The organism is Salinispora mooreana (assembly GCF_000379065.1).
Lineage (GTDB): Bacteria > Actinomycetota > Actinomycetes > Mycobacteriales > Micromonosporaceae > Micromonospora > Micromonospora mooreana.
The window spans coordinates 161,808-187,663 of the sequence record NZ_KB900614.1; the positions used below are offsets into that span (position 1 = coordinate 161,808).

24 protein-coding genes are annotated in these 25,856 nt (G+C 70.4%); 7 read left to right on the top strand and 17 right to left on the bottom strand.

All coding sequences use genetic code 11. The features are described from left to right. Positions 1–36: 36 nt before the first annotated feature. The 14 genes from SALPAC6_RS0100765 to SALPAC6_RS0100830 form a co-directional block, all read right to left on the bottom strand. Positions 37–2,025 carry an ABC transporter ATP-binding protein gene (locus tag SALPAC6_RS0100765; protein ID WP_033666514.1) on the bottom strand — a complete coding sequence of 663 codons (1,989 nt, stop codon included), beginning with the start codon at positions 2,023–2,025 and terminating at the stop codon, positions 37–39. A 113-nt stretch (positions 2,026–2,138) separates the two neighbouring features. Continuing rightward, positions 2,139–2,906, bottom strand: a complete 768-nt coding sequence (locus SALPAC6_RS0100770; protein WP_018251537.1) for an enoyl-CoA hydratase/isomerase family protein — start codon at positions 2,904–2,906, stop codon at positions 2,139–2,141. A gap of 46 nt (positions 2,907–2,952) precedes the next feature. Further along, complete coding sequence (locus tag SALPAC6_RS0100775; protein ID WP_007462679.1) at positions 2,953–3,180, bottom strand: helix-turn-helix domain-containing protein; 228 nt, start codon at positions 3,178–3,180, stop codon at positions 2,953–2,955. Positions 3,181–3,333: 153 nt separating this feature from the next. After that, the gene (locus tag SALPAC6_RS0100780; protein WP_018251538.1) at positions 3,334–4,938 is read right to left on the bottom strand and encodes an ABC-F family ATP-binding cassette domain-containing protein; all 1,605 of its coding nucleotides are present in this window, start codon (positions 4,936–4,938) and stop codon (positions 3,334–3,336) included. A gap of 211 nt (positions 4,939–5,149) precedes the next feature. Continuing rightward, a complete protein-coding gene (locus SALPAC6_RS0100785; protein ID WP_263404706.1) occupies positions 5,150–5,830 on the bottom strand; it encodes an acVLRF1 family peptidyl-tRNA hydrolase in 681 nt (226 codons plus the stop codon). A gap of 41 nt (positions 5,831–5,871) precedes the next feature. Then, complete coding sequence (locus SALPAC6_RS0100790) at positions 5,872–6,570, bottom strand: LysE family transporter (RefSeq protein WP_026189207.1); 699 nt, start codon at positions 6,568–6,570, stop codon at positions 5,872–5,874. A gap of 155 nt (positions 6,571–6,725) precedes the next feature. After that, positions 6,726–7,145 carry a metal-sulfur cluster assembly factor gene (locus tag SALPAC6_RS0100795; protein ID WP_018251541.1) on the bottom strand — a complete coding sequence of 140 codons (420 nt, stop codon included), beginning with the start codon at positions 7,143–7,145 and terminating at the stop codon, positions 6,726–6,728. Beyond that, entirely contained in the window at positions 7,142–7,618 is a 477-nt protein-coding gene (gene sufU, locus SALPAC6_RS0100800; protein ID WP_018251542.1) for a Fe-S cluster assembly sulfur transfer protein SufU, read from the bottom strand. Before sufU ends, SALPAC6_RS0100795 begins: the two co-directional genes overlap by 4 nt. Beyond that, positions 7,618–8,922, bottom strand: a complete 1,305-nt coding sequence (locus SALPAC6_RS0100805) for a cysteine desulfurase (protein WP_018251543.1) — start codon at positions 8,920–8,922, stop codon at positions 7,618–7,620. Before SALPAC6_RS0100805 ends, sufU begins: the two co-directional genes overlap by 1 nt. Positions 8,923–8,947: 25 nt before the next feature. Continuing rightward, the gene (sufC, locus tag SALPAC6_RS0100810) at positions 8,948–9,721 is read right to left on the bottom strand and encodes a Fe-S cluster assembly ATPase SufC (protein ID WP_018251544.1); all 774 of its coding nucleotides are present in this window, start codon (positions 9,719–9,721) and stop codon (positions 8,948–8,950) included. Then, positions 9,721–10,065, bottom strand: a complete 345-nt coding sequence (locus tag SALPAC6_RS0100815) for a non-heme iron oxygenase ferredoxin subunit (RefSeq protein WP_026189208.1) — start codon at positions 10,063–10,065, stop codon at positions 9,721–9,723. The genes sufC and SALPAC6_RS0100815 overlap by 1 nt, the downstream gene beginning before the upstream one ends. Next, positions 10,065–11,261, bottom strand: a complete 1,197-nt coding sequence (gene sufD, locus SALPAC6_RS0100820; protein ID WP_018251546.1) for a Fe-S cluster assembly protein SufD — start codon at positions 11,259–11,261, stop codon at positions 10,065–10,067. Before sufD ends, SALPAC6_RS0100815 begins: the two co-directional genes overlap by 1 nt. Positions 11,262–11,336: 75 nt before the next feature. Further along, positions 11,337–12,767 (bottom strand): Fe-S cluster assembly protein SufB, encoded by a 1,431-nt coding sequence (gene sufB / locus SALPAC6_RS0100825; RefSeq protein ID WP_018251547.1) that lies wholly within the window; start codon positions 12,765–12,767, stop codon positions 11,337–11,339. Continuing rightward, positions 12,764–13,519, bottom strand: a complete 756-nt coding sequence (locus SALPAC6_RS0100830) for a helix-turn-helix transcriptional regulator (protein WP_026189209.1) — start codon at positions 13,517–13,519, stop codon at positions 12,764–12,766. The genes sufB and SALPAC6_RS0100830 overlap by 4 nt, the downstream gene beginning before the upstream one ends. Before the next feature lie 99 nt (positions 13,520–13,618). On the opposite strand from SALPAC6_RS0100830, the gene SALPAC6_RS0100835 reads away from it, so the two are divergent. Continuing rightward, on the top strand, positions 13,619–14,599 hold the full coding sequence (locus SALPAC6_RS0100835; RefSeq protein ID WP_033666515.1) for a COX15/CtaA family protein: 981 nt from the start codon (positions 13,619–13,621) through the stop codon (positions 14,597–14,599). 121 nt (positions 14,600–14,720) lie between these two features. Here SALPAC6_RS0100835 and SALPAC6_RS0100840 read toward each other — a convergent pair whose 3' ends face one another. The 3 genes from SALPAC6_RS0100840 to SALPAC6_RS0100850 all read right to left on the bottom strand — a co-directional run bounded on the left by SALPAC6_RS0100840 (position 14,721) and on the right by SALPAC6_RS0100850 (position 17,202). Next, complete coding sequence (locus SALPAC6_RS0100840; protein ID WP_018251550.1) at positions 14,721–15,644, bottom strand: ATP-grasp domain-containing protein; 924 nt, start codon at positions 15,642–15,644, stop codon at positions 14,721–14,723. 10 nt (positions 15,645–15,654) lie between these two features. Continuing rightward, on the bottom strand, positions 15,655–15,990 hold the full coding sequence (locus SALPAC6_RS0100845; protein WP_018251551.1) for a hypothetical protein: 336 nt from the start codon (positions 15,988–15,990) through the stop codon (positions 15,655–15,657). A gap of 249 nt (positions 15,991–16,239) precedes the next feature. Continuing rightward, positions 16,240–17,202: a heme o synthase gene (locus SALPAC6_RS0100850; protein WP_020493523.1), complete on the bottom strand. Its 963-nt coding sequence runs from the start codon at positions 17,200–17,202 to the stop codon at positions 16,240–16,242. Between the two features lie 255 nt (positions 17,203–17,457). Between SALPAC6_RS0100850 and tkt the strand changes: the two genes are divergently transcribed. Genes tkt through pgl form a run of 6 tightly spaced genes read left to right on the top strand, consistent with a single transcriptional unit; the run spans position 17,458 to position 25,815 of the window. Continuing rightward, positions 17,458–19,596, top strand: a complete 2,139-nt coding sequence (tkt, locus tag SALPAC6_RS0100855; RefSeq protein ID WP_018251553.1) for a transketolase — start codon at positions 17,458–17,460, stop codon at positions 19,594–19,596. Between the two features lie 15 nt (positions 19,597–19,611). Beyond that, positions 19,612–20,790 carry a transaldolase gene (gene tal / locus SALPAC6_RS0100860; RefSeq protein WP_018251554.1) on the top strand — a complete coding sequence of 393 codons (1,179 nt, stop codon included), beginning with the start codon at positions 19,612–19,614 and terminating at the stop codon, positions 20,788–20,790. Beyond that, on the top strand, positions 20,787–22,451 hold the full coding sequence (locus tag SALPAC6_RS0100865; RefSeq protein WP_018251555.1) for a glucose-6-phosphate isomerase: 1,665 nt from the start codon (positions 20,787–20,789) through the stop codon (positions 22,449–22,451). The genes tal and SALPAC6_RS0100865 overlap by 4 nt, the downstream gene beginning before the upstream one ends. 31 nt (positions 22,452–22,482) lie before the next feature. Further along, positions 22,483–24,000 (top strand): glucose-6-phosphate dehydrogenase, encoded by a 1,518-nt coding sequence (gene zwf / locus SALPAC6_RS0100870; RefSeq protein WP_018251556.1) that lies wholly within the window; start codon positions 22,483–22,485, stop codon positions 23,998–24,000. Positions 24,001–24,034: 34 nt separating this feature from the next. Beyond that, complete coding sequence (locus tag SALPAC6_RS0100875; RefSeq protein ID WP_018251557.1) at positions 24,035–25,048, top strand: glucose-6-phosphate dehydrogenase assembly protein OpcA; 1,014 nt, start codon at positions 24,035–24,037, stop codon at positions 25,046–25,048. After that, entirely contained in the window at positions 25,045–25,815 is a 771-nt protein-coding gene (gene pgl / locus SALPAC6_RS0100880; RefSeq protein ID WP_018251558.1) for a 6-phosphogluconolactonase, read from the top strand. The genes SALPAC6_RS0100875 and pgl overlap by 4 nt, the downstream gene beginning before the upstream one ends. The last annotated feature ends 41 nt before the right edge of the window (positions 25,816–25,856 follow it).

Below are 25,856 nucleotides of genomic sequence, written 5' to 3' on the forward strand. Positions count from 1 at the left end.
CCGCAGCAGACGCCGGTCGGGGACAGCCGGCGCCGGCTAGTTGGCGGCGGCCGGCGGCAGCGCCTCCTCGGCAACGTAGGAGCGCATCGACAGCGTCACCGGCTCCGGCTCCGGCTCCGGCCCGGTCGCGTCCTGGTACGGCGTGGGCGAGTCGGCGACCGCGAACTGCGCCCGGTACAGCTCGGCGTAGAGTCCACCCAGGACGACCAGCTCATCATGTCGCCCCCGCTCGACGATCCGCCCCTGATCGAGTACGAGAATCTGGTCGGCCTCCCGCACCGTGGAGAGCCGGTGCGCGATGACCAGCGCGGTCCGCCCCGTCAAGGCCACCGATAGCGCCCGCTGCACCGCCGCCTCGCTCTCCGAGTCCAGATGCGCGGTGGCCTCGTCGAGGATCACGATCGAGGGTGCCTTGAGCAGAACCCGGGCGATCGCGATGCGCTGCTTCTCCCCGCCGGAGAAGCGATAGCCGCGCTCCCCCACCACCGTGTCCAGGCCGTCGGGCAACGCCCGCACGAGGTCCGCCACCTGAGCACCGGCGAGGGCAGCCCAGAGTTCGTCGTCGGTCGCCGCCGGCTTGGCGTACCGCAGGTTCTCGGCGATGGTCTCGTGGAACAGGTGTGAGTCCTGGGTGACGACGCCGATCTCGTCGCGCAGAGAGTCCAGGCTGGCGTCCCGGACATCAACCCCGCCGACGAGCACCTGACCGTCGGTAACGTCGTAGAGCCGAGAAATCAGCATGGAGAGGGTCGACTTGCCTGCGCCGGAGGGTCCGACCAGGGCGACCATCTGCCCCGGCTCGACGGTGAACGACACGCCCCGAAGCACCGGCTCGGTGGCCGTACGATCGAGTGCGGCGACCTCCTCCAGGGAGGCCAGCGAGATCTCGGCGGCGCTCGGATAGCGGAAACGCACCGACCGGAACTCGACCCGACCGTCGCCCCGCGGCACGGTGACGGGGGCGGCCTTCTCGGTGATGGCGGGTTGCAGGTCGAGCACCTCGTAGACCCGGTCGAACGAGACCAACGCGCTCATCACGTCAACCCGCACGTTGGAGAGCGCGGTGAGTGGGCCGTAGAGCCGGGTGAGCAGTAGCGCGAGCGTTACGACGGTGCCGGCGCTGACACTGCCGGTGACCGCCAGCCACCCGCCCAACCCGTAGGTGAGGGCCTGCGCGAGCGAAGCGACCAGCAGCATCGCCACGAAGAAGGTCCGCGAGTACATCGCGGACTGGATGCCGATGTCCCGGACCCGCTCGGCCCGCCCGGCGAACCGGCGCGCCTCATTGTCGGGCTGGCCGAAGAGCTTGACCAGCAGTGCCCCGGAGACGCCGAAGCGCTCGGTCATCGTCGCGTTCATCTTCGCGTCGAGGTTGTAGGACTCTCGGGTGATCTCGGCGAGGCGCCGCCCGACCCGGCGGGCCGGAATGATGAACACCGGTAGCAGCACCAGCGACAGCGCGGTGATCTGCCACGACAAGGTGAACATCACCGCTGCGGTGAGTACCAGCTGGATGACGTTACTGACCACCCCGGAGAGAGTTGAGGTGAACGCGCGCTGCGCGCCGAGCACGTCGTTGTTGAGTCGGCTGACCAGCGCGCCGGTCTGCGTCCGGGAGAAGAACTGCAACGGCATCCGCTGGACGTGGTCATAGACCCGGGTCCGCAGGTCGAGGATGATGCCCTCACCGATGCGGGCCGAATACCACCGTTGGGCGAGCGAGAGCAGCGCATCGACCACCGCGAGCGCCGCGATCACCAACGCCAGCCGGACCACCAGGGCGGATGCCTCGGTACCACCCCGCGTGATGGCGTCGATCACCTTGCCGGCGAGCACCGGGGTGGCGACCCCGATCATCGCGGCCAGCACGACGGTAGCCAGGAAGACGACGATGTCCCGCCGGTACGGCTGGGCGAAGCCGACGATCCGACGCGCCACCCCGCGCTGGAGCCGATGCGCCGAGATCTCGTCGTGGCTGCGCATTGACCGGAGCATGCTCCAGCCGCCCATGCCGCCGCCGGACATCGGATTGGACACGGTCACCTCCGGGTCATCGGGCCGACCACCACCTCCGGGTCGATTCTCCCGACGCCTGTGACAACCCGCCCAACAACCCGAATCTTCCCGTACGGCCCTTACTACTCTCCCCGGCCGGCGAGTTCCCGCAGCCGCCGGGTCTGCGCCTCCCGCTCGGCCCGTTCCTGCTCGGCCGGGGTGCGGCCAGACGCGCCGGCGAGCAACGCCTTGATCTCTACGACCGCGTTTCGGTCATTGGCGAGTAGCCCCGCCGTCAGGTCGCTGACCGCGCCGGCCAGCTCCCCGGTCGGCACGACCAGGGTCGCCAGCCCGATCCGGTCCGCCTCGGCGGCGTCCAGCCGCCGCCCGGTGGCGCAGAGCTCCAGGGCGCGCGAGTAGCCCACCAGCTCGACCAGGCGCTTGGTGCCGGCCAGGTCGGGGACCAGCCCGAGCGTCACCTCAGCCATGGAGAACCGGACATCCTCGGCGAGAACCCGCAGGTCGCAGGCGAGCGCCAGCTGAAATCCGGCACCGATCGCGTGCCCCTGCACGGCCGCGATCGACACCAGGTCGGGGCGGTGCAGCCAGGTGAAGGCGTCCTGGAGCTCGGCGATCCGGTCCGCGCACTCCTGCTCGGGCAGAGTGGAGAGCTCGGCGAAGGAGCCCGGCCCGGACGCCCCCACCACCGACAGGTCAAGGCCGGCGGAGAAGGCCCGGCCTTCACCGCGGACGACCACGACGCGCACGTCGCCGGGGAGCTTCCGGGAGAAGTCACGCATCGCCTGCCACATCGCCGGAGTCTGCGCGTTGAGCACGTCGGGCCGGGCCAGCGTGACCGTGGCCACCGCCCCGTCGCACTCCAGCCGGACCCCGGTCGCCTCGGCGGTCACCGGGCGGTCCGGGGAACGGTGCTGATGGGTGGCGCCGCTCGGCGGCTCACGCCTTCTTGCGACGCCGAGCGCCGCCACGCTGCCGCAGCTGCACCCCGGACTCGGTGAGCACCCGGTGGATGAATCCGTAGGAGCGGCCGGTCGAGGCCGCGAGCGCACGGATGCTCTCCCCCGAGGTGTACCGCTTGACCAGGTCCTTGGCGAGCGTCTGACGCTCGGCCCCGACGATCCGGCGACCCTTCTCAGTGCTGGTGGCTGTGCCGGTGGCTGCCATACTGTGTCCTCACGTCCCAGACTGTGCGGTTCGGATACGGTCCCACCTATTAGACCGCCTCGAACGATCATGCGCCAGATATCAACTATTCGCCAACCGACACGCTATGCAATGTCGGCTTCCCGATAGGGCAGAACCGGGGCCCACGATCGGTCAGGCCAGCTCGACCAGTTCCAGGAGGTCGTCGCTCCAGGCGTCCTCGTCCCCGTCGGGCAGCAGGATGGCCCGATCCGGCTTGAGCGCGGTCACCGCGCCCGGATCGTGGGTGACCAGCACGATCGCCCCGGGATAGCGGGCGATGGCGTCCAGCACCTGCTCCCGGCTGACCGGGTCGAGGTTGTTCGTCGGCTCGTCCAACAGCAGCACGTTCGCCCCGGAGCAGACCAGCGTAGCCAGGGCCAGCCGGGTCTTCTCCCCACCGGAGAGCACTCCGGCGGGCTTCTCCACATCCTCCCCGGAGAAGAGGAACGCACCGAGGATCCGGCGCAGATCGGTGTCACTCTGCTCCGGCGCCGCACTGCGCATGTGTTCCAGAATCGTCCGCTCGACGTCCAGGGTCTCGTGCTCCTGGGCGTAGTAGCCCAGCCGGAGCCCGTGTCCGGGCCGCACCTCGCCGGTGTCCGGTTCCAGCAGGCCACCGAGGATCCGCAGCAGAGTGGTCTTACCGGCGCCGTTGAGGCCGAGGATCGCCACCCGGGAGCCGCGATCGACCGCGACATCCACATCGGTGAAGATCTCCAACGACCCGTACGACTTCGACAGTTCACTCGCGGTCAGCGGGGTACGACCGCACGCCACGGGCGTGGGGAAGCGGACCTTCGCCACCTTGTCGGAGACCCGCACCTCCTCCAGACCGGAGAGCAGCCGTTGGGCCCGTCGGGCCATGTTCTGGGCGGCGACGGTCTTGGTGGCCTTGGCCCGCATCTTGTCCGCCTGCGCCATCAGCGCGCCGGCCTTCTTCTCCGCGTTGGCCCGCTCCCGGCGGCGACGCCGCTCGTCGGTCTCCCGCGCCTCCAGGTACGCCTTCCACCCCAGGTTGTAGACGTCCACCACCGAACGGGTGGCGTCGAGGAACCAGACCTTGTTGACCACCGCCTCCAGCAGGGCGGCGTCGTGGGAGATCACGATCAGGCCGCCCCTGTGGTTGGCGAGGAACCCGCGCAGCCAGGTGATCGAGTCGGCGTCCAGGTGGTTGGTCGGCTCGTCGAGCAGCAGAATGCCGCCGCCGTTCTCGCCCGCGTCGCGGAACAGGATCCGCGCCAGTTCGATCCGGCGGCGCTGGCCACCGGAGAGGGTGCCGATGGTCTGGGCCAGCGCCCGGTCGGGGAGCCCGAGGTTGGCGCAGATGCGGGCCGCCTCCGCCTCGGCCGCATATCCGCCGAGCGAGGCGAACTGGTCCTCCAGCACGCCGTAGCGGCGGACCAAGGTGTCCTCCGGTGTCTCGGCGAGCTTCGCCTCCAGCTCGGCCATCCGGGCCATCAGCTGATCGAGTCCACGGGCGGAGAGGACCCGGTCTCGTCCGGTCACGTCGAGATCGCCGGTGCGTGGGTCCTGCGGCAGGTAGCCGATGTTGCTGCGGCGGTCGATCTGACCGGCGTACGGCTGCCCCTCGCCGGCCAGCACCTTCAGCGTCGTGGTCTTGCCGGCGCCGTTGCGGCCGACCAGGCCGATCCGGTCCCCCGGCTGCACCCGCAGCGTGGTGTCGGAGAGCAAAATTCGGGAGCCAGCGCGGAGTTCCAGGCCGGTGGCAGTGATCATGTCGGAAGACTCGCTCTCGGGGTGGAAGGGCTGACTCAGGGCACGCGAAAGCACCGGCGGGCCGGAGGACCGTCGGTGCGGGGCGGTTCAGCCTTCGCAGAGCAGCACGCGGCAAGTGTAGCGGGACACCCCCGCCCAGTCCTGCGGAATCCCCCGCCAAGATCACTGACTGGTCCCGGGCCGCCCGCCGTGGGCCGGCACCGACCACCGGTCAGGTGGCGGATCCGGCGTTGCGCGGGGCCCCCACCTCGGGATCACGGACGAGGATGGGGACCGCTCGGGCGGCGAGAATGGCGTCGAGCAGCACGGCGCGGCGGGGCTCCGGCACGGTCAGCAGACGCTCGGCACGCAACCCGACCAGCGGAGCCAGCCGACGATCCGCGAGCACCGCGTCAACCGTCCGGCGGTCACCACCACAGACCAGGGCGGCGAGCGTCGGCACCGCCGGCAGCAGCAGGCGCACGGCCAGCTCGACCGCGTCCGCCACCGCCGCCTTCGCCTGATTCTCCCGCCGCCGGGCGAATCGCTGCTGCGACCAACCGCCGGCAGCCGTGCGGCCCTGCACGTAGTGGGTATCGACCTTCGACACGACCAGCTCCGCTCCCTCGGCGACGCCGAGGGCCATCGCACCCTTGCGGGCGAGCAGCAGGCCGATCCGTCGGGGCCGGGACACGGCCGCCAGGAACCCGTCCAGGTCGGCCGCGCCGGATACGCCGGGCGGGGCGTGCATCTCAGCGGTCGCACCGTCCGGAGCGGTCAACAGCAGCCCGTACTCCTGCGGGGTGGAGATCGACGGACCATGCCGGTCGGCGAAGCCGGCAACCCAGCGAGCGAGCCGGCCGGGGTCCACCTCAACCCACCGGCCGCCTCCCGCTGCGGGCCTACTACGCACACCCCGAACCTACCCCTGCGGTCCGGCTACCCTTCGCCCGGTCAGGCCGCCACGAGCATGACGACGGCGAGCGCAGCGATGATGGCGCTGGACACCAGGGCCGTGCCGAGCCGGCCACGGGGACCGCCGAGGATCCGGCCGACCATGGTGCCACCCCCGGCGACCAGTAGCTGCCAGCTCGCCGAGGCGACGAACGCCCCGAGCACGAACGCCCCGGCAGCCGGCAGAGCCGGGGCGGCGGAGTCCTGCCGGCCGAGCACGAGCGCCGCGAAATAGACGACGGTGGCGGGATTCAACAGAGTCAACGCCAGCACCCCGGCGAACGCCCGGGGCGGCGTCTCCAGGCCCCAGCGGCCCGCGAACGGTCGGCTGCCGGCGTCCGGACCGCTGGATGCGGATGTGGTGTCGGGGCCGGGGCCGGCAACCGAACCCGACCGCACGGAGCGCAGGGCCCGCACCGCCGTGTGGGTCGCCAGGGCGAGCAGTATCACCGCGGCGACCACCCGCAGCGGACCCGCGACCGGGGTGAGCACCGTGACCAGGGCCGCCCCGCCGAGGGCGGCGACGGCCGCGTACAGTCCGTCGGCCGTGGCAACACCGAGGGCCGCGGCGGCCCCCACCCGGAACGAGGTCCGCGCGGCCAGCCCCATGACGAGTACCGCGATGGCGCCGACGGGGATGGCCACCCCAAATCCGGCGGCCAGCCCCGCCAGAAACACCCCGGTCATGGTCGTGGGCAACGGGACGAGCCGGCGCCGGGCAGCCGAGTTCGCTGTCGGCGCCCGGCCTCGGCTGCGCGGACCGGAAACGGCAACAGGTACGGCTCGATCATGCCGTCATCCTGCGCCGTCCCCACGCCCACGGCTACCGGTTTACCCGACGAACCCCCGTGGCGTCAGACGTTGAAGCCCAGCGCCCGAAGCTGCTCGCGCCCCTCGTCGGTGATCTTGTCTGGGCCCCACGGCGGAAGCCACACCCAGTTGATCCGCATCTCGTTGACCAAGCCGCCGCCCGGACCGGTGGTCAGGGCCGACCGCGCCTGGTCCTCGATAACGTCGGTCAGCGGGCAGGCCGCCGAAGTGAGCGTCATGTCCAGCGTGGCGACGTTGTCGTCGTCAACGTGGACGCCGTACAGCAGGCCCAGGTCGACCACGTTGATGCCCAGCTCGGGGTCGACGACATCCTTCATCGCCTCCTCGACGTCGGCGACGGCGGCCTTGCCGGCCTTCGCGCCCGGCATGCCCTCCGGAGCCGCCGCACCGGTCGCGCCGTCGCCGGCCGCCGGAGTGGCCTCGGTGGCAGTGTCCTCGCTCATCCCTGAACCTCCGTCGGGCTCGTGTCCACACCGGCGCGTGCCGCGGCGTCCTTGAACGCCATCCACGGCAACAGCGCGCACTTCACCCGGGCGGGGTAGCGGGCGACGCCCGCGAACGCCACCCCGTCCCCGAGTACCTCCTCGTCCGGCGTGACCTCGCCCCGGCCGGACATCAACTCCACGAACGCCGCGTGCACCGCGAACGCCTCGCCGGCCGGACGGCCGACGAGGAGCTCGTGCAGCACACTCGCCGAGGCCTGGCTGATGGAACAGCCGAACCCGTCGTACGAGACATCGTGCAGCACCGCACCGTCGGTGGCGACCCGGACGGTCACCTCGTCCCCGCAGGTCGGGTTGACATGGTGCGCCTCGGCGACGGATGCCGCCGGGTCGTCCGCGTCGCGCAGCCCCCGGCCGTGCGGGTGCTTGTAGTGGTCCAGGATGATCTCCTGGTAGAGCTGGTCAACCTGCATCAGGCGAACACCTTCCGCACCTGCTCCAGCCCCGCCACCAGGGCGTCGATCTCCTCCGTGGTGGTGTAGAGGTAGAACGAGGCCCGGGTCATGGCCGGCACCCCGAACCGGGTGCAGACCGGGCGGGCGCAGTGGTGACCGACTCGCACCTGCACGCCCAGCGAGTCGAGCACCTGCCCGACGTCGTGCGGGTGGATGTCACCCAGCGCGAACGAGATCGTTCCGCCCCGGCCCACCGGAACGTTCGGCCCGAAGATCCGCAGCTCGGGCACCGTCGCCAGGGCGTCCAGGGCGTACGCGGTGAGTTGCTTCTCGTGCCACTGGATGGCCCGCATCCCGACACCGGAGAGGTAGTCCACCGCCGCGCCCAGCGCGACCGCCTCGGCGATCGGCGGGGTGCCCGCCTCGAACCGGGTCGGCGGCGGGGCGAAGGTCGACCCCGACATCGCCACCATTTCGATCATCGACCCACCGCCGAGCACCGGCGGCATCGCCGCGAGCAGCTCGGCGCGGCCCCAGAGCACTCCGATGCCGCTCGGGGCGCACATCTTGTGCCCGGTGAAGACGATGAAGTCCGCGTCGTAGTCGACCACGTCCATCGGCATGTGCGGCACCGACTGCGAGCAGTCGAGCAGCAGCAGCGCACCGACCTCCCGGACCCGCTGCGTGATCCGGGACGTCGCGTTGATGGTGCCGAGGATGTTGGACATGTGCACCAGCGAGACGATCTTCGTCCGCTCGTTGACCAGGTCCGTCAAGCCCGACTCGTCCAGCCGACCGTGGTCGGTGACCGGGAACCAGCGCAGGGTGGCGCCGGTGCGCTCGCAGAGCAGCTGCCAGGGGACGATGTTCGAGTGGTGCTCCATCTCGGAGATCACCACCTCGTCTCCCGGGCCCAGCCGGAACCGCGGGTCGGCGTCGGGACGCAGCGACGCGTTCGAGAAGGCATACGCCACGATGTTGATCGCCTCGGTGGAGTTCTTGGTGAACACCACCTCGTCCGGGCTCGGGGCGTTGATGAAGGCGGCGACCTTGGCTCGCGCGCCCTCGTACGCCTCGGTCGCCTCGGTGCCCAGCGTGTGCACCGAGCGCGACACGTTCGCGTTACGCCACTCGTAGTGCTCCCGCAGCACGTCGAGCACCTGCCGTGGCTTGTGTGACGTGTTCGCGCTGTCCAGGTAGACCAGCGGGTGCCCGTTGACCTTCCGGTCCAGGATCGGGAAGTCAGCGCGCACCGCCGCCACGTCGTAGCTTGGCACGTCGCCGTACTGCGGCATGCCCGGTGGAATCGCGATGGTGGTCATCGTGACCGGCCCTTCCTTGAGGTCGTCAGGCCCGCGCCGAGCCGGCCCCGGCGACGTACCGCTCGTAACCCTCGTCCTCGAGCTTGTCGGCCAGCTCCGGGCCGCCCTCCTCGACGATCCGGCCGGCGACGAAGACGTGCACGTGGTCCGGCTTGATGTACCGCAGGATCCGGGTGTAGTGGGTGATCAGTAGCAGGCCGGTGTCGCCGGTCTCGCGGACCCGGTTGACGCCCTGGCTGACCACCCGGAGCGCGTCCACGTCGAGGCCGGAGTCGGTCTCGTCGAGGATCGCCACCTTCGGCCTGAGCAGCTCCAGCTGCACGATCTCGTGTCGCTTCTTCTCGCCGCCGGAGAAGCCCTCGTTGACGTTGCGCTGGGCGAACGCCGGGTCCATCTGCAGGCGCTCCATGGAGCCCCGCAGCTCGCCCGCCCAGGTGCGCAGCTTCGGCGCCGTACCGTCGATCGCGGTCTTCGCGGTGCGCAGGAAGTTCGCCACCGACACCCCGGGAACCTCGACCGGGTACTGCATGGCCAGGAAGAGGCCGGCGCGGGCCCGCTCGTCCACGGACATCTCCAGGACGTCCGCGCCGTCGAGCGTCACCGAACCACCGGTGATCTCGTACTTCGGATGCCCGGCGACCGAGTAGGCCAGGGTGGACTTGCCGGAGCCGTTCGGGCCCATGATGGCGTGCGTCTCCCCCGACCGGACGGTCAGGTCGACACCGTGCAGGATCGGCTTGAGCTCACCCTCGGGCAGCTTGACCGACACCTGCAGGTCACGGATCTCAAGGGTGCTCATTATCGGGTCACTCCATTGCTTGGCATCGGGCGACCGTCGGCGCCCACTGGGATGAAGATGTCGCCGTCGCGGATCTCGACGGGGTAGACGGGAACAGGTTCGGTGGCGGGTAGCCCGGTCGGCTCGCCGGTGCGCAGGTCGAACCGCGAACCGTGCAGCCAGCACTCCAGGGTGCAGCCCTCGACCTCCCCCTCGGAGAGGGCCACCGCGGCGTGCGAGCACTCGTCGTGGGCGGCGTAGAAGGCACCGTCCTCGCCGTGCACGATCGCGATCTTCACACCGTCAACGTCCGCACTGACCACGCTGCCCCTCGGCACGTCCTCGGCGGAGCAGATGCGGATCATCACGCACCGGCCTTCGTGGCGATGTCCCCGCTCGCGTGCGTGGGGTCGGCGAACTCGCTCCCCCCACTGGCCAGCCGGGCCTCGATCGCCGCGCCGAGACGCTCCCGCAGGGACTCGACCGGGATCTTGTTGAGCAGCTCGGCGAAGAAGCCGAGGACCACGAGGCGCCGCGCCTCGGCCTCCGGGATGCCCCGGGCCATCAGGTAGAACAGCTGCTCATCGTCGAAGCGGCCGGTCGCGCTCGCGTGACCGGCGCCGGCGATCTCCCCGGTCTCGATCTCCAGATTGGGTACGGAGTCCGCCCGCGCACCCTCGGTGAGCAGCAGGTTCCGGTTGATCTCGTAGGTGTCGGTGCCGGTCGCCTCGGCCCGGATCAGCACGTCGCCGACCCAGACGGTACGGGCGCTCTCGCCCTGTAGGGCACCCCGGTAGCCCACGTAGCTGCGGCAGTCCGGGACCGAGTGGTCCACCAGCTGCCGATGCTCGAGGTGCTGCCCCTCGTCGGCGAAGTAGACACCGTACAGCTCGGCCTCGCCGCCCCGCTCGGTGTACTCCACGGTGGTGTACTGCCGGACCAGGTCGCCGCCGAGGCTGACCTGGATGTGCAGTACCCGGGCGGCGCGCCCCAGCCGCACCTTCAGGTGCTGCGCCTGCACCGCGTCGTCGGCCCAGTCGGCGACGGTGACCAGGGTCAGCTTCGCGCCGTCGGCGACCGAGACCTCGACGTTGTCGGCGAGCGTCGCCGAACCGACGTGCTCGAGCACCAGCGTCGCCTCGGCGAACCGGCCCACCTCGACGAAGGTGTGCCCGAAGGCGAGCTCGTCGGCGCCCTCGCCGACCACCCGCAGGGTCACCGCCTCGGCCAGCACGGCCTCATCGGCGACCCGCACCAGCTGTGCCTGCGCCGCACCGCGGTACGCGAGCGCACTGATCCGGTCCACCGGCACGAGTACGCTGCCGATCCGCGGATCGTCCTTCGTGACCGGCTCGACGGTGACACCCGCGGGCAGGTCGCCGTACTCGTGCCGGACCACGCCCGCGCTGGCCGGCACCTCGCCGGTCAGGCCCCGCAGTCGGTGGAGTGGGGTGAAGCGCCACTCCTCCTCCAGGCCGGTGAGGGCCGAGAAGTCGGTGACATCGTATGAGCGCAGCGCCTGCGACTTGGTGCTGGGCGGCGCGGAAGCCTGGGTAGTCATCTCTTCCTTGGTTCTGTTCTGCGACGACGGTGTCAGTAACGGGGACGGGCCGGGCCCGTCACGGCCGCGGCGGCCTCAGCCGACCGCGCCCTCCATCTGCAGCTCGATCAGGCGGTTGAGCTCCAGCGCGTACTCCATCGGAAGCTCCTTGGCGATCGGCTCGATGAAGCCGCGGACGATCATCGCCATCGCCTCGTCCTCACTCAGTCCCCGGCTCATCAGGTAGAAGAGCTGGTCCTCGCTGACCTTCGAGACGGTCGCCTCGTGCCCCATCGACACGTCGTCCTCGCGGATGTCGACGTACGGGTAGGTGTCCGAGCGGGAGATGGTGTCGACCAGCAGCGCGTCGCACTTCACGGTGCTCTTGCTGTGGTGCGAACCCTCCAGCACCTGCACCAGGCCGCGGTACGAGGTGCGACCGCCGCCGCGGGCGATCGACTTCGAGACGATGGTGCTGCTGGTGCGTGGTGCGGCGTGCACCATCTTGGCACCGGCGTCCTGGTGCTGGCCCTCACCCGCCATGGCCACCGAGAGCACCTCGCCCTTGGCGTGCTCGCCGGTCATGAAGACCGCCGGGTACTTCATCGTGACCTTGGAGCCGATGTTGCCGTCGATCCACTCCATGGTCGCGCCCTCGTGGCACACCGCGCGCTTGGTGACCAGGTTGTAGACGTTGTTCGACCAGTTCTGGATGGTGGTGTAGCGGCAGCGGGCGTTCTTCTTGACGATGATCTCCACGACGGCGCTGTGCAGCGAGTCCGAGGAGTAGATGGGGGCGGTGCAGCCCTCGACGTAGTGCACGTACGCACCCTCGTCAACAATGATCAGGGTCCGCTCGAACTGGCCCATGTTCTCCGTGTTGATCCGGAAGTAGGCCTGGAGCGGGATCTCCACGTGCACGCCCTTCGGCACGTAGATGAAGGAGCCGCCGGACCAGACCGCGGTGTTCAGGGCGGCGAACTTGTTGTCGCCGACCGGGATCACCGTGCCGAAGTACTCCTTGAAGAGGTCCTCGTGCTCCTTGAGCGCGGTGTCCGTGTCGAGGAAGACGACGCCCTGCTCCTCCAGGTCATCACGGATCTTGTGGTAGACGACCTCGGACTCGTACTGCGCCGCCACCCCTGCGACCAGCCGCTGCTTCTCCGCCTCGGGGATGCCCAGCTTGTCGTAGGTGTTCTTGATGTCCTCCGGCAGCTCCTCCCAGCTGGTCGCCTGCTTCTCGGTGGAGCGCACGAAGTACTTGATGTTGTCGAAGTCGATCCCGGTGAGGTCGGCGCCCCAGGCCGGCATGGGCTTGCGATCGAACAACCGCAGGCCCTTGCGCCGCAGGTCGAGCATCCAGGCCGGCTCATCCTTCTTGGCCGAGATATCCCGCACGACCGCCTCGTTGAGGCCACGCTGGGCGACAGCCCCGGCCGCGTCGGGGTCAGCCCAGCCGTACTCGTAGCGACCGAGGGCGGCGAGCTGCTCCTCCTGGGTCAGGGACTGGACGGTCTGCTCGGTCATCTATCTGTCCTCACAGTGGTGACGGTCTTACTGGACTGAACACGTCCCGGCTGGGCCGGAATGTGCGTCGTGCACACCCCGTCGCCGTGCGCGATGGTCGCCAGGCGCTGCACATGGGTGCCGACCAGACGGGAGATCACCGCGGTCTCGGCCTCGCACAGCTGGGGGAACTCGGCGGCCACATGCGCCACCGGGCAGTGATGTTGGCACAGCTGCCCCCCCGTGGCGATCGTGGAGGCGTTGGCGGCGTAGCCCTCCGCGGTCAGGGCGGCGGCGAGCGCCTCCGCGCGGGCGAGCGGGTCGTCGCCGGCGTCCTCCATGGCCGCCAGGCAACGGGTCTCCAGGGCGGAGACCTGCTCGGCGGCGAAGGCCGCCACCGCCGACGAGCCCCCACCCCGGGCGATCCAGCGCAGCGCGGCGGTGGCCATGTTGTCGTAGTGGTGGGTACCGCAGCGACCTCGGGCCGCCTCGGTCAGCAGGAAGACCTTGGCCGGACGGCCGCGCCCGCGGTGACCTCGGACCGCCGGATCGCGGGCGAGGACATCTCCCTCGGCGAGCATCGCGTCCAGGTGCCGTCGGATCGCGGCGGGGCTGAGCCCAAGCTCGCGCCCCAGCTGCGCGGCGGTGGTGGCACCCCGCTCCAGCAGCAGCTGAGTAACCCGGTCGCGGGTTGACGGGTCGGCCACGGCCGACCCACCGGCGACCCCGGCGGGCGCCGACGGGCGCCCTGAGACCCCCACCGCGTTTTTCACAACGCCAACGTTACGTAATTCGTCAGAGGCCTGCAAACTCGGGGTCCGGTGATCCACAACACCGTTGCGGCGAAGCCACCCGAGGGGGGCACCACTACGATGCGTAGGATTTACGCCGTGACTGTCGCCGCCCGGTTCCAGGTCTCCACCACCACGCTTCGCCGGCTGGCGTTCGCCAACATTCTCGCGAACGTGCTGATCGTCGTCACCGGCGGGGCCGTCCGGCTGACCGCCTCCGGCCTGGGCTGCCCCACCTGGCCCCGCTGCACCGACACGTCGTACACCGCCACGCAGGAAATGGGCCTGCACGGGGCGATCGAGTTCGGCAACCGACTACTGACCTTCGCGGTCGGCATCGTCGCCATCGCCGTGGTGGTGGCCCTCCTGCTACACCGACCGCGCCGACGCGGCCTGCTGCCACTCGCGGTCGCGGTCCTGCTCGGCATCCCGGCGCAGGCGGTGATCGGTGGGATCACCGTCCTCACCGAGCTCAACCCGTGGGTGGTCGGGCTGCACTTTCTCGCCTCGATGGTCGTGATCGCCCTCGCATACACCCTGTGGCGACGGATCGCGGAACCGGACGGCCCGACCGTGCCGGTGGTGCCGGGGCCGCTGCGCACCCTCGCGGTGATCACCACCGTGGTCTGCGTGGCGGTGCTCGTGGTCGGCACCTGGGTCACCGGCAGCGGCCCCCACGCCGGTGATGGTGGCGCCGCCCGCAACGGTCTCGACCCCGAGCAGATCTCCCAGGTCCACGCCGATGGTGTGTTCCTGCTGATCGGCCTCTCGGTGGCGCTGGTCTTCGCGTTCCGGGCGGTCGGCGCCACCGGCCCCGCCCGGGCCGCGTTGGTGTTGGTCGGGGTAGAGGCAGGGCAGGGTGTGATCGGCTACGTGCAGTACTTCACCAACCTGCCGGCGCTTCTCGTCGGGGCCCACATGCTCGGCTCCTGCCTGGTGCTGCTGGCCACCCTCGCGGTGCTCCGGTCGACCCGGGAGCGCCAGCCGGCCGCGACGCCCACGCCGGGCGTCCCCAGCGCCCGCGACACCGCGACCGAGCCCTCGGCCCCCGTTCCCGCCTGAGTCGTCGGTCCCGGCCGCTCCCAGTCGTCGGGCCCGGCCGACCGGCAAGGTCCCGGAGCCCCAAGCGCCGACGTCGTCGGCCCGCGACAGCAGCGGTCCGACGACGTCGAGCGAGGGTGTTTCAGGGTTTGCGGTGTAGTTGGGTCAGGATGGCATCCGCGAGACGATCCGGAGCGCCGTCGGCGTACCCGAGGAAGAGTGACGGCTCGGTCAGCTCCAGCTCGACCAAGAGCGGCGTGCGGCCCTCGCCCGGGATCAGGTCAACCCGGGCGTAGAGCAACCGCTCCGGTCCGCCCGGAACCTCGGCCAGGATCTTCTCCGCCACCGCCACCTGCTCCCCGGTGGCGGTGCGGGGGGTGATCCGCTCGGTCTTACGGGGCCCCTCCGGCCCCAGGTCCGGGCCGGTCAGCATCGCGCCCTTGCGGATCGCATGGCTGAAACGCAGGCCGTCGGGGCCGGCGAGGAAGAGCAACGCGGTCTCGCCGTCGGTGTCAACAGCGGAGAGGTACGGCTGAACCATGGTCACCCGCCCGGCCGCACCGAGGCGCCGAACGTGCGCCTGGGCCAGTTCCCGGTGCGCGGGATCGGCCAGGTCGTACCGGCCGGTGTCCTGGCTGTCCGCGCTGACCGAGGGCTTGATGACGTACTCCCCCCGCTCCGCGGGGAGTGACCACTGCTGCCCCGGCTGGACCCAGGCGGTGGGAACGGTGGCCACCCCAGCGGCGGAGAGCTGTTCGAGGTAGCGCTTGTCGGTGTTCCAGCGGACGACGTCCGCCGGGTTGGCCAGGGCCGGCACCGACGCCGCCCAGGCGACGAAGGCGTCCCGGCGGGCGGTGTAGTCCCACGGCGAGCGGAGGACCACGAGGTCATAACCCGCCCAGTCAATGCCGGGATCATCCCAGATCACCGCCTCGGCGGTGACGCCACGAGCCGCGAGCGGCGCGTGGACGAGGCGGTCGTCACTGTCAAGGTCAGGAAGGGCCGCGCAGGTCACGATGGCGACCCGGGGCTCCCCAGGGGTCGGCTCGGGCGAATTGATCACCATAGCCGGGAGCCTAGCGAGCCATCGTACGCCGGGCCATCGAGCGCCAGAGATCGTTACTCGGACGCATCTGGTCCATCAGTTCACGCTCCCACGCGTTTTCGACGGTGACGCCCGCCTTGGCGCACGCCTGCCGCGCGGCGACGGTGTCGTCCGCGAACTGGTCGCCCCAGACCCCGTCGGAGCCGACGAGGACGATGCGCGCACCGCGCTTGCCGACGTACTCGATGACCGCCTTCGCCCCGCCGTGCCCGGCGGCGAACGACTTGATGCCGGCCACCAGGCCACTGGGGGCCGGAGCGTTGGCGGCCTGCTCGGCCGTCAGCGTCGTATCGAAACGATCTGCCATGACGCGAAGCCTAAGCAGAGTTCCCTCCTTGCGGGCGAGTTCGGTGAACCTTTTGTGATGCCAGTTACCCCGAAAGTGTGACCGAAGATACCCCTTTTGACCTGATTTACCTGCATAACTTTCGCATTATCAGCCAGGAGATTTCCACAACATAAACCAGAGTGACGGGTTTCCGACCATCAGGTGATTCCCGAACGTCAATGGCTGGACCAGCAAATCCGACACCATCGCCTCGGCGGGGCAGAGCGGTCAGATCACCGCGTCCAGCGCAACCGCCACGAAGACGACGGTCAGGTAGGTGGTGGACCAGTGGAACAACCGCATCGGCTTGACCGCATCCCCCCGCACCACCCGACGACAGAGCCGGTGCGCCTCGACCAGGAAGACGGCCCCCACGACAAGAGTCGGGAGCCCGTAGATCGGCCCCATCCCGGCCCCGAGCGGCCAGGCCACCAGCGAGACCAGCACCGTCAGCCAGGCGAAAACGAGAATCTCGGCGTTGACCCGCCGGGTGGACGCCACCACCGGCAGCATCGGAATGCCCGCCCGCGCGTAGTCTTCCTTGTACTTCATCGCCAGTGGATAGAAGTGCGGCATCTGCCAGAAGAAGACGACCCCGAAGAGCGCCCAGGCGGCCGGCGCGAGGGAGCCGGTCACCGCGGCCCAGCCAATCAACACCGGCGCCGCCCCACAGGCCCCACCCCAGAAGGTGTTCGCCGCGGTGGTGCGCTTGAGCCAGGCGGTGTAGACCAGGTCGTAATAGAGAATCGCGGCCAGCGTCAACCCGGCGGCCAACGCATTGGTAAAGACGGCCAGCAGGGTGACCGAGAGCACCGCCAGCACCAGGCCGAAGATCAGTGCATTCCGCGGCGCGACGGTGTGCGCCGGGAGCGGGCGACGCTTGGTGCGCCGCATCACCTGATCGATATCCCGGTCGATGTAGCAGTTCAGGACACTGGCCGCGCCGGCCGCCAGCGACCCGCCGACCAGCACCACCGCCATCAGCCAGAGCGACGGCAGACCGCCGTGCGCGAGCATCATCGCCGGCACGGTGGTGACCAGCAGCAGCTCCACGATCCGCGGCTTGGTCAACGCCACGTACGCCGCGACCACCGCCCGCACGTCCCGCCGCGAGCCGACCGCCCCGTCCCCCGTCGTGCCGACCGGCTGCCCGGCGGTGTCGCTGACGGGGCGCTCGGTGATCATGCTCACGGATGCCACCTTCCGGCATGGGCGGGAGAGGTCGAAAAGATTGGGCCCCACTCCGGGACCACCACCGCCCCACCCTACGCGCCGCCGTATTGGCTGCCCTGGTGACCCAGCAACGGTGCGGGGCGTCACATCCGTACGCGACGAAGCGGCCGGAACCGGGAGAACAGCATGCACGGATCCGTGGGCGGACGTTTAGGACCGCTCGATAGGGTCACCGGTGAGGGTTCCGCCCATCTGCCGAGGAGCACAACCAACGTGGCTGACAACCGACCCGAGCTTCCTGCACTCAACTGGTCCGACCTCGACCGTCGGGCGGTCGACACGGTCCGCGTGCTGGCCATGGATGCCGTCGAGAAATCCGGCAACGGCCATCCCGGCACCGCGATGAGCCTGGCGCCCGCGGCTTACCTACTCTTCAACCGGGTGATGCGGCACAATCCCGCCGACCCGACCTGGCCCGGCCGAGACCGCTTCGTCCTCTCCGCCGGGCACTCCAGCCTCAGCCTCTACATCCAGCTCTACTTCTCCGGCTACCCGATGAGCCTCGCCGACCTCGAAGGGCTGCGGCAGTGGGGCTCTCTCACCCCCGGTCACCCCGAGTACGGGCATACCCCGGGCGTGGAGACCACCACCGGCCCGCTCGGACAGGGCCTGGGCAACGCGGTCGGGATGGCGATGGCCGCCCGTCGGGAACGCGGGCTGTTCGACCCCGAGCCGGAGCCCGGTGCCTCGATCTTCGACCACGACATCTGGTGCATCGCCTCCGACGGCGACATCGAGGAGGGGATCAGTCACGAGGCCAGCGCCCTCGCCGGACACCAGCAGCTGGGCAACCTCTGCGTGATCTACGACGACAACGAGATCTCGATCGAGGACGACACCCGGATCGCCAAGAGCGAGGACGTCGCGGCCCGTTACCAGGCGTACGGGTGGCACGTGCAGACCGTGGACTGGCGCCGCGGTGACGCCGACGAGGGCGACTACCACGAGGACGTGGCCACGCTGTACCGCGCGCTCCAGGCGGCCAGGGCGGAGACCGGGCGGCCGTCGTTCATCGCGCTGCGCACCATCATCGGCTGGCCGGCGCCGAACAAGCAGAACACCGGCAAGATCCACGGTTCGGCGCTCGGCGCCGACGAGGTCGCGGCGACCAAGGAACTCCTCGGCTTCGACCGACAGCGCACCTTCGAGGTCGACGAGGACGTCCTCAAGCACGCCCGCCAGGTACTGGAACGTGGCATCGCCGCCCAGCGCGAATGGACCGAGACCTTCGAGGCCTGGGGGCAGGCGAACCCGGAGCGCCGGGCGCTCTGGGACCGGCTGGCCACCCGGACCCTGCCGCCGGGCTGGACGGACGCCCTACCCACATTCCCCGCCGACGCCAAAGGCCTCGCCACCCGCGCCGCCTCCGGTAAGGTCCTCGCCGCGCTCGCACCGGTGCTGCCGGAGCTGTGGGGCGGCTCGGCTGACCTGGCCGACAGCAACAACACCACCATGAAGGGCGAGCCATCCTTCATCCCGGCCGAGCACGCCACCAAGGACTTCCCGGGCAACGCGTACGGCCGTACGCTGCACTTCGGCGTCCGTGAGCACGCGATGGGCGCCATCCTCAACGGAATCGCCCTGCACGGCGGCACCCGCCCGTACGGCGGCACCTTCCTCGTCTTCAGCGACTACATGCGCCCGTCGGTGCGCCTCGCGGCGATGATGAGGCTGCCGGTTACCTACGTCTGGACGCACGACTCGATCGGCCTCGGTGAGGACGGACCGACCCACCAGCCGGTGGAGCACCTCACCTCACTGCGGGCGATTCCCGGACTGGACGTGGTACGCCCCGCCGACGCGAACGAGACCGCCTGGGCGTGGCGGCAGGTCCTGACGCAGACCGACCGGCCGGCCGCGTTGGCACTGAGCCGCCAGCCGTTGCCGACCTTCGATCGATCCGTGCTCAACAGCGCGGAGGGGGTGGCCCGCGGCGGGTACGTGCTGGCCGAGGCCTCCGGCGGCAAGCCGCAGGTGATCCTCCTCGGCACCGGCTCGGAGGTGCAGCTCTGCCTCACCGCCCGAGAGCGGCTGGAGGCCGACGGGACCCCCACCCGGGTCGTCTCCATGCCCTGCCAGGAGTGGTTCCGGGCCCAGGACGAGGCGTACCAGGAGTCGGTCCTGCCCCGTGGGGTAAGGGCCCGGGTGAGCGTGGAGGCGGGTGTCGCGATGTCCTGGCGGGCCTTCGTCGGTGACTGCGGTGAGAGCATCAGCCTGGAGCATTTTGGGGCAAGCGCCCCGCACACCGTGCTCTTCGAACAGTTCGGTTTCACCCCGGACCGGATCGTGGGCGCGGCGCACGCCACGCTGACCCGGGTCGGCGACATCACCGGTAATCCGACCGGCAACTGAAGGGAGCGAGACGGCATGACGGACAGGCTGGGTGAGCTCACCGCCGTGGGCGTGGCGGTCTGGCTCGATGATCTTTCACGGACACGGCTCAGCTCCGGTGGGCTGGACCGGCTACGCCGGGAGAAGCACCTGGTGGGGGTGACCAGTAACCCGACGATCTTCGCCAAGGCCCTGGGCGACGCTGAGGAGTACGACTGGCAGCTACACGACCTCGCGATGCGCGGGGTGGAGGTCGAGGAGGCGGTCCGCACCCTCACCGCGTACGACGTGCGCTGGGCCTGTGACGTGATGCGACCGGCCTACGAGGCGTCGGCGGGAGTGGACGGGCGGGTCTCGTTGGAGGTGGACCCGCGGCTGGCGTACGAGACCGACCAGACCATCGCCGAGGCGCGGGCGCTCTGGTGGCTGGTGGACCGGCCGAACCTGTTCATCAAGATCCCGGCTACCGAGGCCGGGCTTCCGGCGATCACCGCCGCCCTGGCCGAGGGGATCAGCGTAAACGTCACCCTGATCTTCGGCCTGGACCGCTACTCGGCGGTCATGGAGGCGTTCCTGACCGGCCTGGAACGGGCGAAGGCGAACGGCCACGATCTGTCCAAGATCGGCTCGGTGGCGTCGTTCTTCGTCTCCCGGGTCGACACCGAGGTCGACAAGCGGCTGGAGAAGATCGACTCGGAGCAGGCCAACGCGCTGCGCGGTCGGGCCGCGATCGCCAACGCCCGACTGGCCTACGAGCGCTACAGCCAGGTCTTCGCCTCCGACCGGTGGCAGGCCCTCGCCGACGCCGGAGCACATCCGCAGCGACCGCTCTGGGCCTCCACCTCGACGAAGAACCCGGACTACCGGGACGTGATCTACGTCGAGGAGCTGATCGCCCCCGGCACCGTCAACACGATGCCGGAGCCGGTGATCAACGCCTACGCCGAGCACGGCGAGACCAGCGGCGACACCGTCACCGGCGGCTACGACGACGCGCGGGAGGTCTTCGCGGGCCTGACCGCGGCGGGGGTTGACCTGACCGACGTGATCGACACCCTGGAGCGCGAGGGGGTGGAGAAGTTCGAGGCGAGTTGGAAGGAGCTCCTCGCAGGTGTCCGCCGCTCCCTCGCCGCCGCCAACCGGGGCATCGACCACCCCGGCGGCGCCGCCACGAACAACGCGCAGGCCGCCGAGCGGGCGGGAGGCAACGCGTGAGCGAGCTTCTCGGACAGCCCGTCGAGGCCGCTGCCGGCCTCTCCGTACGCGGGGCGGACGCGGTCGACCAGGCCGCGGCCGCCTCCACTCGGACCGCGGTGACCACGGCCGGGGTTCCGGGCCAACTGGCCGCGAAGGACCCCACGCTCTGGGGGCCGGAGGCGGAGGACGAGGCGCGGATTCGGCTGGGTTGGGTCGACACCCACACCCGCAGCCGGGAGCTGCTTCCGCAACTCGCCGAGCTGACCTCGGAGCTGGCCGACCTGGACCACGTGGTGCTCTGTGGGATGGGTGGTTCGTCGCTGGCCCCCGAGGTGATCGCCCGGACGCTCGGCCGCCCGCTGACAATCCTGGACACCACCGATCCTGGTCAGATCCGGGCGGCGCTCGCCGACCGCCTGAAGCGGACCGTCGTCGTGGTGGCCAGCAAGTCCGGTTCGACCGTGGAGACCGACAGCCAGCGACGCGCGTACTGGCAGGCGTTCCTCGACGAGGGGATGTCCGAGGCGGAGGCCGGACGGCACTTCGTGATCGTCACCGACCCGGGCTCACCGCTGGCGGCGACCGCTGCCGAGATGGGAGCGTTCACCGTGCTGGCCGACCCGAACGTCGGCGGGCGCTTCGCCGCGCTGACCGCGTTCGGACTCGTTCCGACGGCGCTGGCCGGGGTCGAGGTGGCCGAGCTGCTGGACCAGGCCGAGGCCTTCGCCGGGTCGTTGGCCGCCGAGCGGGACAATCCGGCGCTGGCGCTGGGCGCCGCGCTGGGCGCCGCCGCCACCGCCGGCCGGGACAGGGTGGCGCTGGTCTCGGACGGCAGCGGAATCGACGGGCTCGGTGACTGGGCCGAGCAGCTGATCGCCGAGTCCACCGGCAAGTCCGGGATCGGCATCCTGCCGGTCGTCGTCGAGTCGCCGACCAGCCCGGGCGCCACCGGCGAGGACGTCCTCACCATCAGCTACGGCGGGGCGCTGAGCGCCGGGGAACTCCGCGGCGGGGAAGGTACCGGCGGCATGCCGGACGTGGCGGTCAACGGGCCGTTGGGGGCACAGTTCCTCGCCTGGGAGTATGCGGTCGCGATTGCCGGCGTGGTACTCGGCATCGACGTGTTCAACCAACCGAACGTCACCGAGAGCAAGGAGAACACCAAGAAACTCCTGGCCTCGGGCGCGCCGACGGAACAGCCGTCGTTCACCGAAGGCGCGATCGAGGTGTACGCCCCGGCGGGGGTGCCGAACGACCTGGCCGGCGCACTGCGCTGGCTGATCAACGGCGTGGATGACGACGGCTATCTCGCGGTCATGGCGTACCTCGACCGCGGGGCCGATGCCGACGCAGCCCGGCTCCGTCCCGTGTTGGCCGAGGCGCTCAGCCCGCCGGTGACCTTTGGCTGGGGCCCCCGATTCCTGCACTCCACCGGGCAATATCACAAGGGTGGCCCACAGGTGGGCAGCTTCCTCCAGCTAACCGGTACGGTCGACGATGATCTGCCGGTACCCGGGAAGCCGTACAGCTTCGGGGAACTACAGGCGGCGCAGGCCGCCGGCGACCGGCAGGCCCTGGCTGACCGGAAGCGTCCGGTGCTGCGGATACACCTGACCGACCGGTCGGCGGGTGTGGCGCAGCTGTTGGAGGCGGCTGGCGCGCTACCCAAGCGACGATGACGGACATAACAAGGCGGAGCGAGGAGACGGCGTGACAAACCCGTTACGCGACCCGCAGGATCGACGGCTGCCCCGCATCCCGGAACCCTGTGCTCTGGTCATCTTCGGCGTTACCGGGGACCTGGCCCGCAAGAAGCTGCTACCGGCAGTGTACGACCTGGCAAACCGGGGGCTGCTGCCCCCGAGCTTCGTCGTGCTCGGCTTCGCCCGCCGGGACTGGGGGGACGGCGACTTCGAGTCCCTCGCCCAGGCGGCGGCGAAGGCACACGCCCGCACTCCCTGGCGAGAGGAGGTGTGGGCGCGGCTGGCCGGCAACATCAAGTTCGTCGGCGGGTCGTTCGACGACGACGAGGCCTTCGACCAGCTGGCGGAGGCGTTGGGGAGGCTACGCCAGACGCACGGTATCCCCGGCAACGCCGCCTTCTACTTCGCCATCCCCCCGCCGGCTTTCCCGGTGGTGCTCAAGCAGCTCGCTCGCACCGGAATGGCGGATAACGCCAGCTCCGGCGGGTGGCGCCGGGTCGTGGTCGAGAAACCCTTCGGGCACGACCTACCCTCGGCGAAGAAGCTCAACGACCTGGTGGACGATGTCTTCACCCGCCGGGACGTCTTCCGCATCGACCACTACCTGGGCAAGGAGACGGTTCAGAACATCCTCGCCCTGCGGTTCGCCAACAACCTGTTCGAGCCGTTGTGGAACTCGAGATATGTCGACTCGGTGCAGATCACCATGGCCGAGGATGTGGGCATCGGCACCCGGGCCGGGTTCTACGACACCGCCGGTGCGGCCCGAGACGTGCTCCAGAACCATCTCCTTCAGCTACTCGCGCTGGTGGCGATGGAGGAGCCCACCAGCTTCGCCGCCGACGAGATCCGCGCCGAGAAGCTCAGGGTGCTCAAGGCCATCACCCTGCCACCCGATGTGGATCAGGGGACCGTACGCGGCCAGTACCTACCCGGCTGGGTCGGCGGCGAACGCGCGCTCGGCTACCTGGACGAGAAGGGAGTCCCGGCGGAGTCGACCACCGAGACCTACGTCGCGGTGCAGCTTGGCATCCAGAACCGCCGGTGGGCGGGGGTGCCCTTCTACATCCGCGCCGGCAAGCGGATGCCCCGGCAGGTGACCGAGGTGGCGGTCATGTTCAAGCAGGCCCCACACCTACCGTTCAACGACGCCGATGTGGAGTCGCTGGGCAACAACCAACTCGTCATCCGGGTCCAGCCAGACGAGGGCGTGGTCCTCAAGTTCGGCTCCAAGGTACCCGGAACCGCGATGGAGGTCCGCGACATCGCGATGGACTTCCAGTACGGCGAGGCGTTCACCGAGGCCAGCCCGAAGGCCTACGAGCGGCTGGTGCTGGACGTCCTGATCGGGGACCGCACCCTCTTCCCGGACGCCGCCGAGGTCGAACAGAGCTGGCGGGTGGTGGACCCGTTGGAGCAGGCGTGGGCGGCGACGAAGCCGGAACCCTACCGATCCGGTGAGTGGGGCCCCCGCCGCGCCGACGAGATGCTGGCGCGGACGGGCCGCGCCTGGCGGCGGGCGTGACGACCGAGCGACGCGAGCAGACCGGGAGGCAGCGATGATCGGCCTGTGGGACACCACCGGCAACGAGGTGGTCAAGGCGCTCGCTGCCGAACGGCGCAGCGCCGGCGGGGTGGCCAGTGGCATGGCACTCACCCTGGTCGTGGTGGTGGACGAGAAACGGGTCCGGGAGGCGGAGGCAGCGGCGACGATCGCTTCCGCCGCCCACCCGTGCCGGCTGCTGATCGTGGTTCGCTCCGATGTGGATCGGGATCGAAACCGGCTGGACGCGGAGATCGTGGTGGGTGGCCGGCTCGGCCCCGGCGAGGCGGTGGTGGCCCGGATGCACGGGCGGCTGGCCCTGCACGCCGAGTCGGTGGTGATGCCGCTGCTGGTGCCGGACGTACCGGTGGTGACCTGGTGGCACGGGGATCCGCCAGCCGAGATCGCCACCGACTTCCTGGGTGTGGTGGCCGACCGGCGCATCACCGACGCCGCGCAGGCCGACAACCCGATCGAGGCGCTGCGGCAGCGGGCGCACGACTACGCGCCCGGCGACACCGACCTGGCCTGGACCCGGGTCACGTTGTGGCGCGCCCTGGTGGCGGGTGCCTTCGACACCACCGAGGCGCAGGTCACCGCGGCGACCGTGGTGGCACCACCGACCGATCCGACGGCCGCGTTGATGCGCGGCTGGCTCGCCTCCCGGCTGGGGATCGCCCCCGAGTGGCGGCACACCGACCAGTACTCCCGGATGCATGAGGTGCAATTGCGCTGTGCCAACGGCGACGAGCTGACGCTGACCCGCAACGACAGCATGGCAGTTTTCCGCCGCACCGGTCAGGATGACCGCCTCCTACCGCTGGTGCGCCGGCCGCTCGGCGACGAGCTGGCCGAGGAGTTGCGCCGGCTCGACGCCGACCAGGTATACGCGGAGGCGCTCGGTGCCGCGGCGGGGCTCTCCGGGCTGGAACGCCGGCCCGCGCAACGGGTGCATGTCTGGAAGGACCCGGCTCAGGCCCAACGGGCCGAGGCCGGGATTACCACGCACGCTGGGATCGCACGGGCATGAGCGAGGCGAGTATCGCGGTCCACGCCGACGCCGAGCTGCTGGCGCAGGCGGTGGCCGCCCGGTTACTGGTCCGAATCCTCGATGCACAGACCGGGCGCGGTCAGGCGTCGGTGGTGTTGACCGGTGGGCGGATCGCCGCCGCCGTCTACCGGGCCTTGGCGGCCCTGCCCGCCCGCGAGGCGGTCGACTGGTCCCGGGTGGACGTCTGGTGGGGCGACGAGCGGTTCCTGCCCGAGGGTGACCCACAGCGCAACGCGACGCAGGCCCGGGCGGCGCTCCTGGACGCGGTGCCGCTGGACCCGGCCCGGGTGCACCCGATGCCGGCTTCGGACGACCCGGCCGGTAGCGACCCGGAAGAGGCCGCCACCCGGTACGCGGCGGCGCTGGCCCAGGCGGCCCGCCCCGGCACCGCCGTCCTCCCCCACTTCGACGTGCTCCTGCTGGGAGTGGGCGAGGACGGGCACGTGGCCTCGGTCTTCCCAGAGCATCCGGTGCACTACGAGAGCCGGCCGGTCAGTGCGGTCCGGGGCAGCCCGAAGCCGCCACCGATCCGGACCACCCTGACCCTGCCGACGATCAACACCGCCGAGGAGGTGTGGCTGGTCGCCAGCGGGGCGGACAAGGCCCGCGCGGTCGGCCTGGCGCTGGCTGGTGCGGGGCCGGTGCAGCTACCGGCCGCGGGTGTGCGGGGCGTCAACCGCACCCTCTGGTTGCTGGATCGGAGCGCCGCCGCCGACCTACCCGCCCGCTTCCGCAGCGTCCGCTGAGGTGTCGCCCGTGGCGGCACGGCGGCCGCGGGCGACACCTC

Bases quoted from the DNA above. Each gene is read 5' to 3' on its own strand.
- SALPAC6_RS0100840 (WP_018251550.1), bottom strand. From the start codon at position 15,644: ATGGTGATCAATTCGCCCGAGCCGACCCCTGGGGAGCCCCGGGTCGCC.
- SALPAC6_RS0100875 (WP_018251557.1), top strand. From the start codon at position 24,035: ATGATCGGCCTGTGGGACACCACCGGCAACGAGGTGGTCAAGGCGCTC.
- tal (WP_018251554.1), top strand. From the start codon at position 19,612: ATGACGGACAGGCTGGGTGAGCTCACCGCCGTGGGCGTGGCGGTCTGG.
- SALPAC6_RS0100805 (WP_018251543.1), bottom strand. From the start codon at position 8,922: ATGACCACCATCGCGATTCCACCGGGCATGCCGCAGTACGGCGACGTG.
- sufC (WP_018251544.1), bottom strand. From the start codon at position 9,721: ATGAGCACCCTTGAGATCCGTGACCTGCAGGTGTCGGTCAAGCTGCCC.
- SALPAC6_RS0100780 (WP_018251538.1), bottom strand. From the start codon at position 4,938: ATGATCACTGCCACCGGCCTGGAACTCCGCGCTGGCTCCCGAATTTTG.
- SALPAC6_RS0100835 (WP_033666515.1), top strand. From the start codon at position 13,619: ATGCGTAGGATTTACGCCGTGACTGTCGCCGCCCGGTTCCAGGTCTCC.
- SALPAC6_RS0100795 (WP_018251541.1), bottom strand. From the start codon at position 7,145: ATGAGCGAGGACACTGCCACCGAGGCCACTCCGGCGGCCGGCGACGGC.
- pgl (WP_018251558.1), top strand. From the start codon at position 25,045: ATGAGCGAGGCGAGTATCGCGGTCCACGCCGACGCCGAGCTGCTGGCG.
- sufB (WP_018251547.1), bottom strand. From the start codon at position 12,767: ATGACCGAGCAGACCGTCCAGTCCCTGACCCAGGAGGAGCAGCTCGCC.
- sufD (WP_018251546.1), bottom strand. From the start codon at position 11,261: ATGACTACCCAGGCTTCCGCGCCGCCCAGCACCAAGTCGCAGGCGCTG.
- sufU (WP_018251542.1), bottom strand. From the start codon at position 7,618: ATGCAGGTTGACCAGCTCTACCAGGAGATCATCCTGGACCACTACAAG.
- SALPAC6_RS0100845 (WP_018251551.1), bottom strand. From the start codon at position 15,990: ATGGCAGATCGTTTCGATACGACGCTGACGGCCGAGCAGGCCGCCAAC.
- SALPAC6_RS0100765 (WP_033666514.1), bottom strand. From the start codon at position 2,025: ATGTCCGGCGGCGGCATGGGCGGCTGGAGCATGCTCCGGTCAATGCGC.
- SALPAC6_RS0100815 (WP_026189208.1), bottom strand. From the start codon at position 10,065: ATGATCCGCATCTGCTCCGCCGAGGACGTGCCGAGGGGCAGCGTGGTC.
- SALPAC6_RS0100775 (WP_007462679.1), bottom strand. From the start codon at position 3,180: ATGGCAGCCACCGGCACAGCCACCAGCACTGAGAAGGGTCGCCGGATC.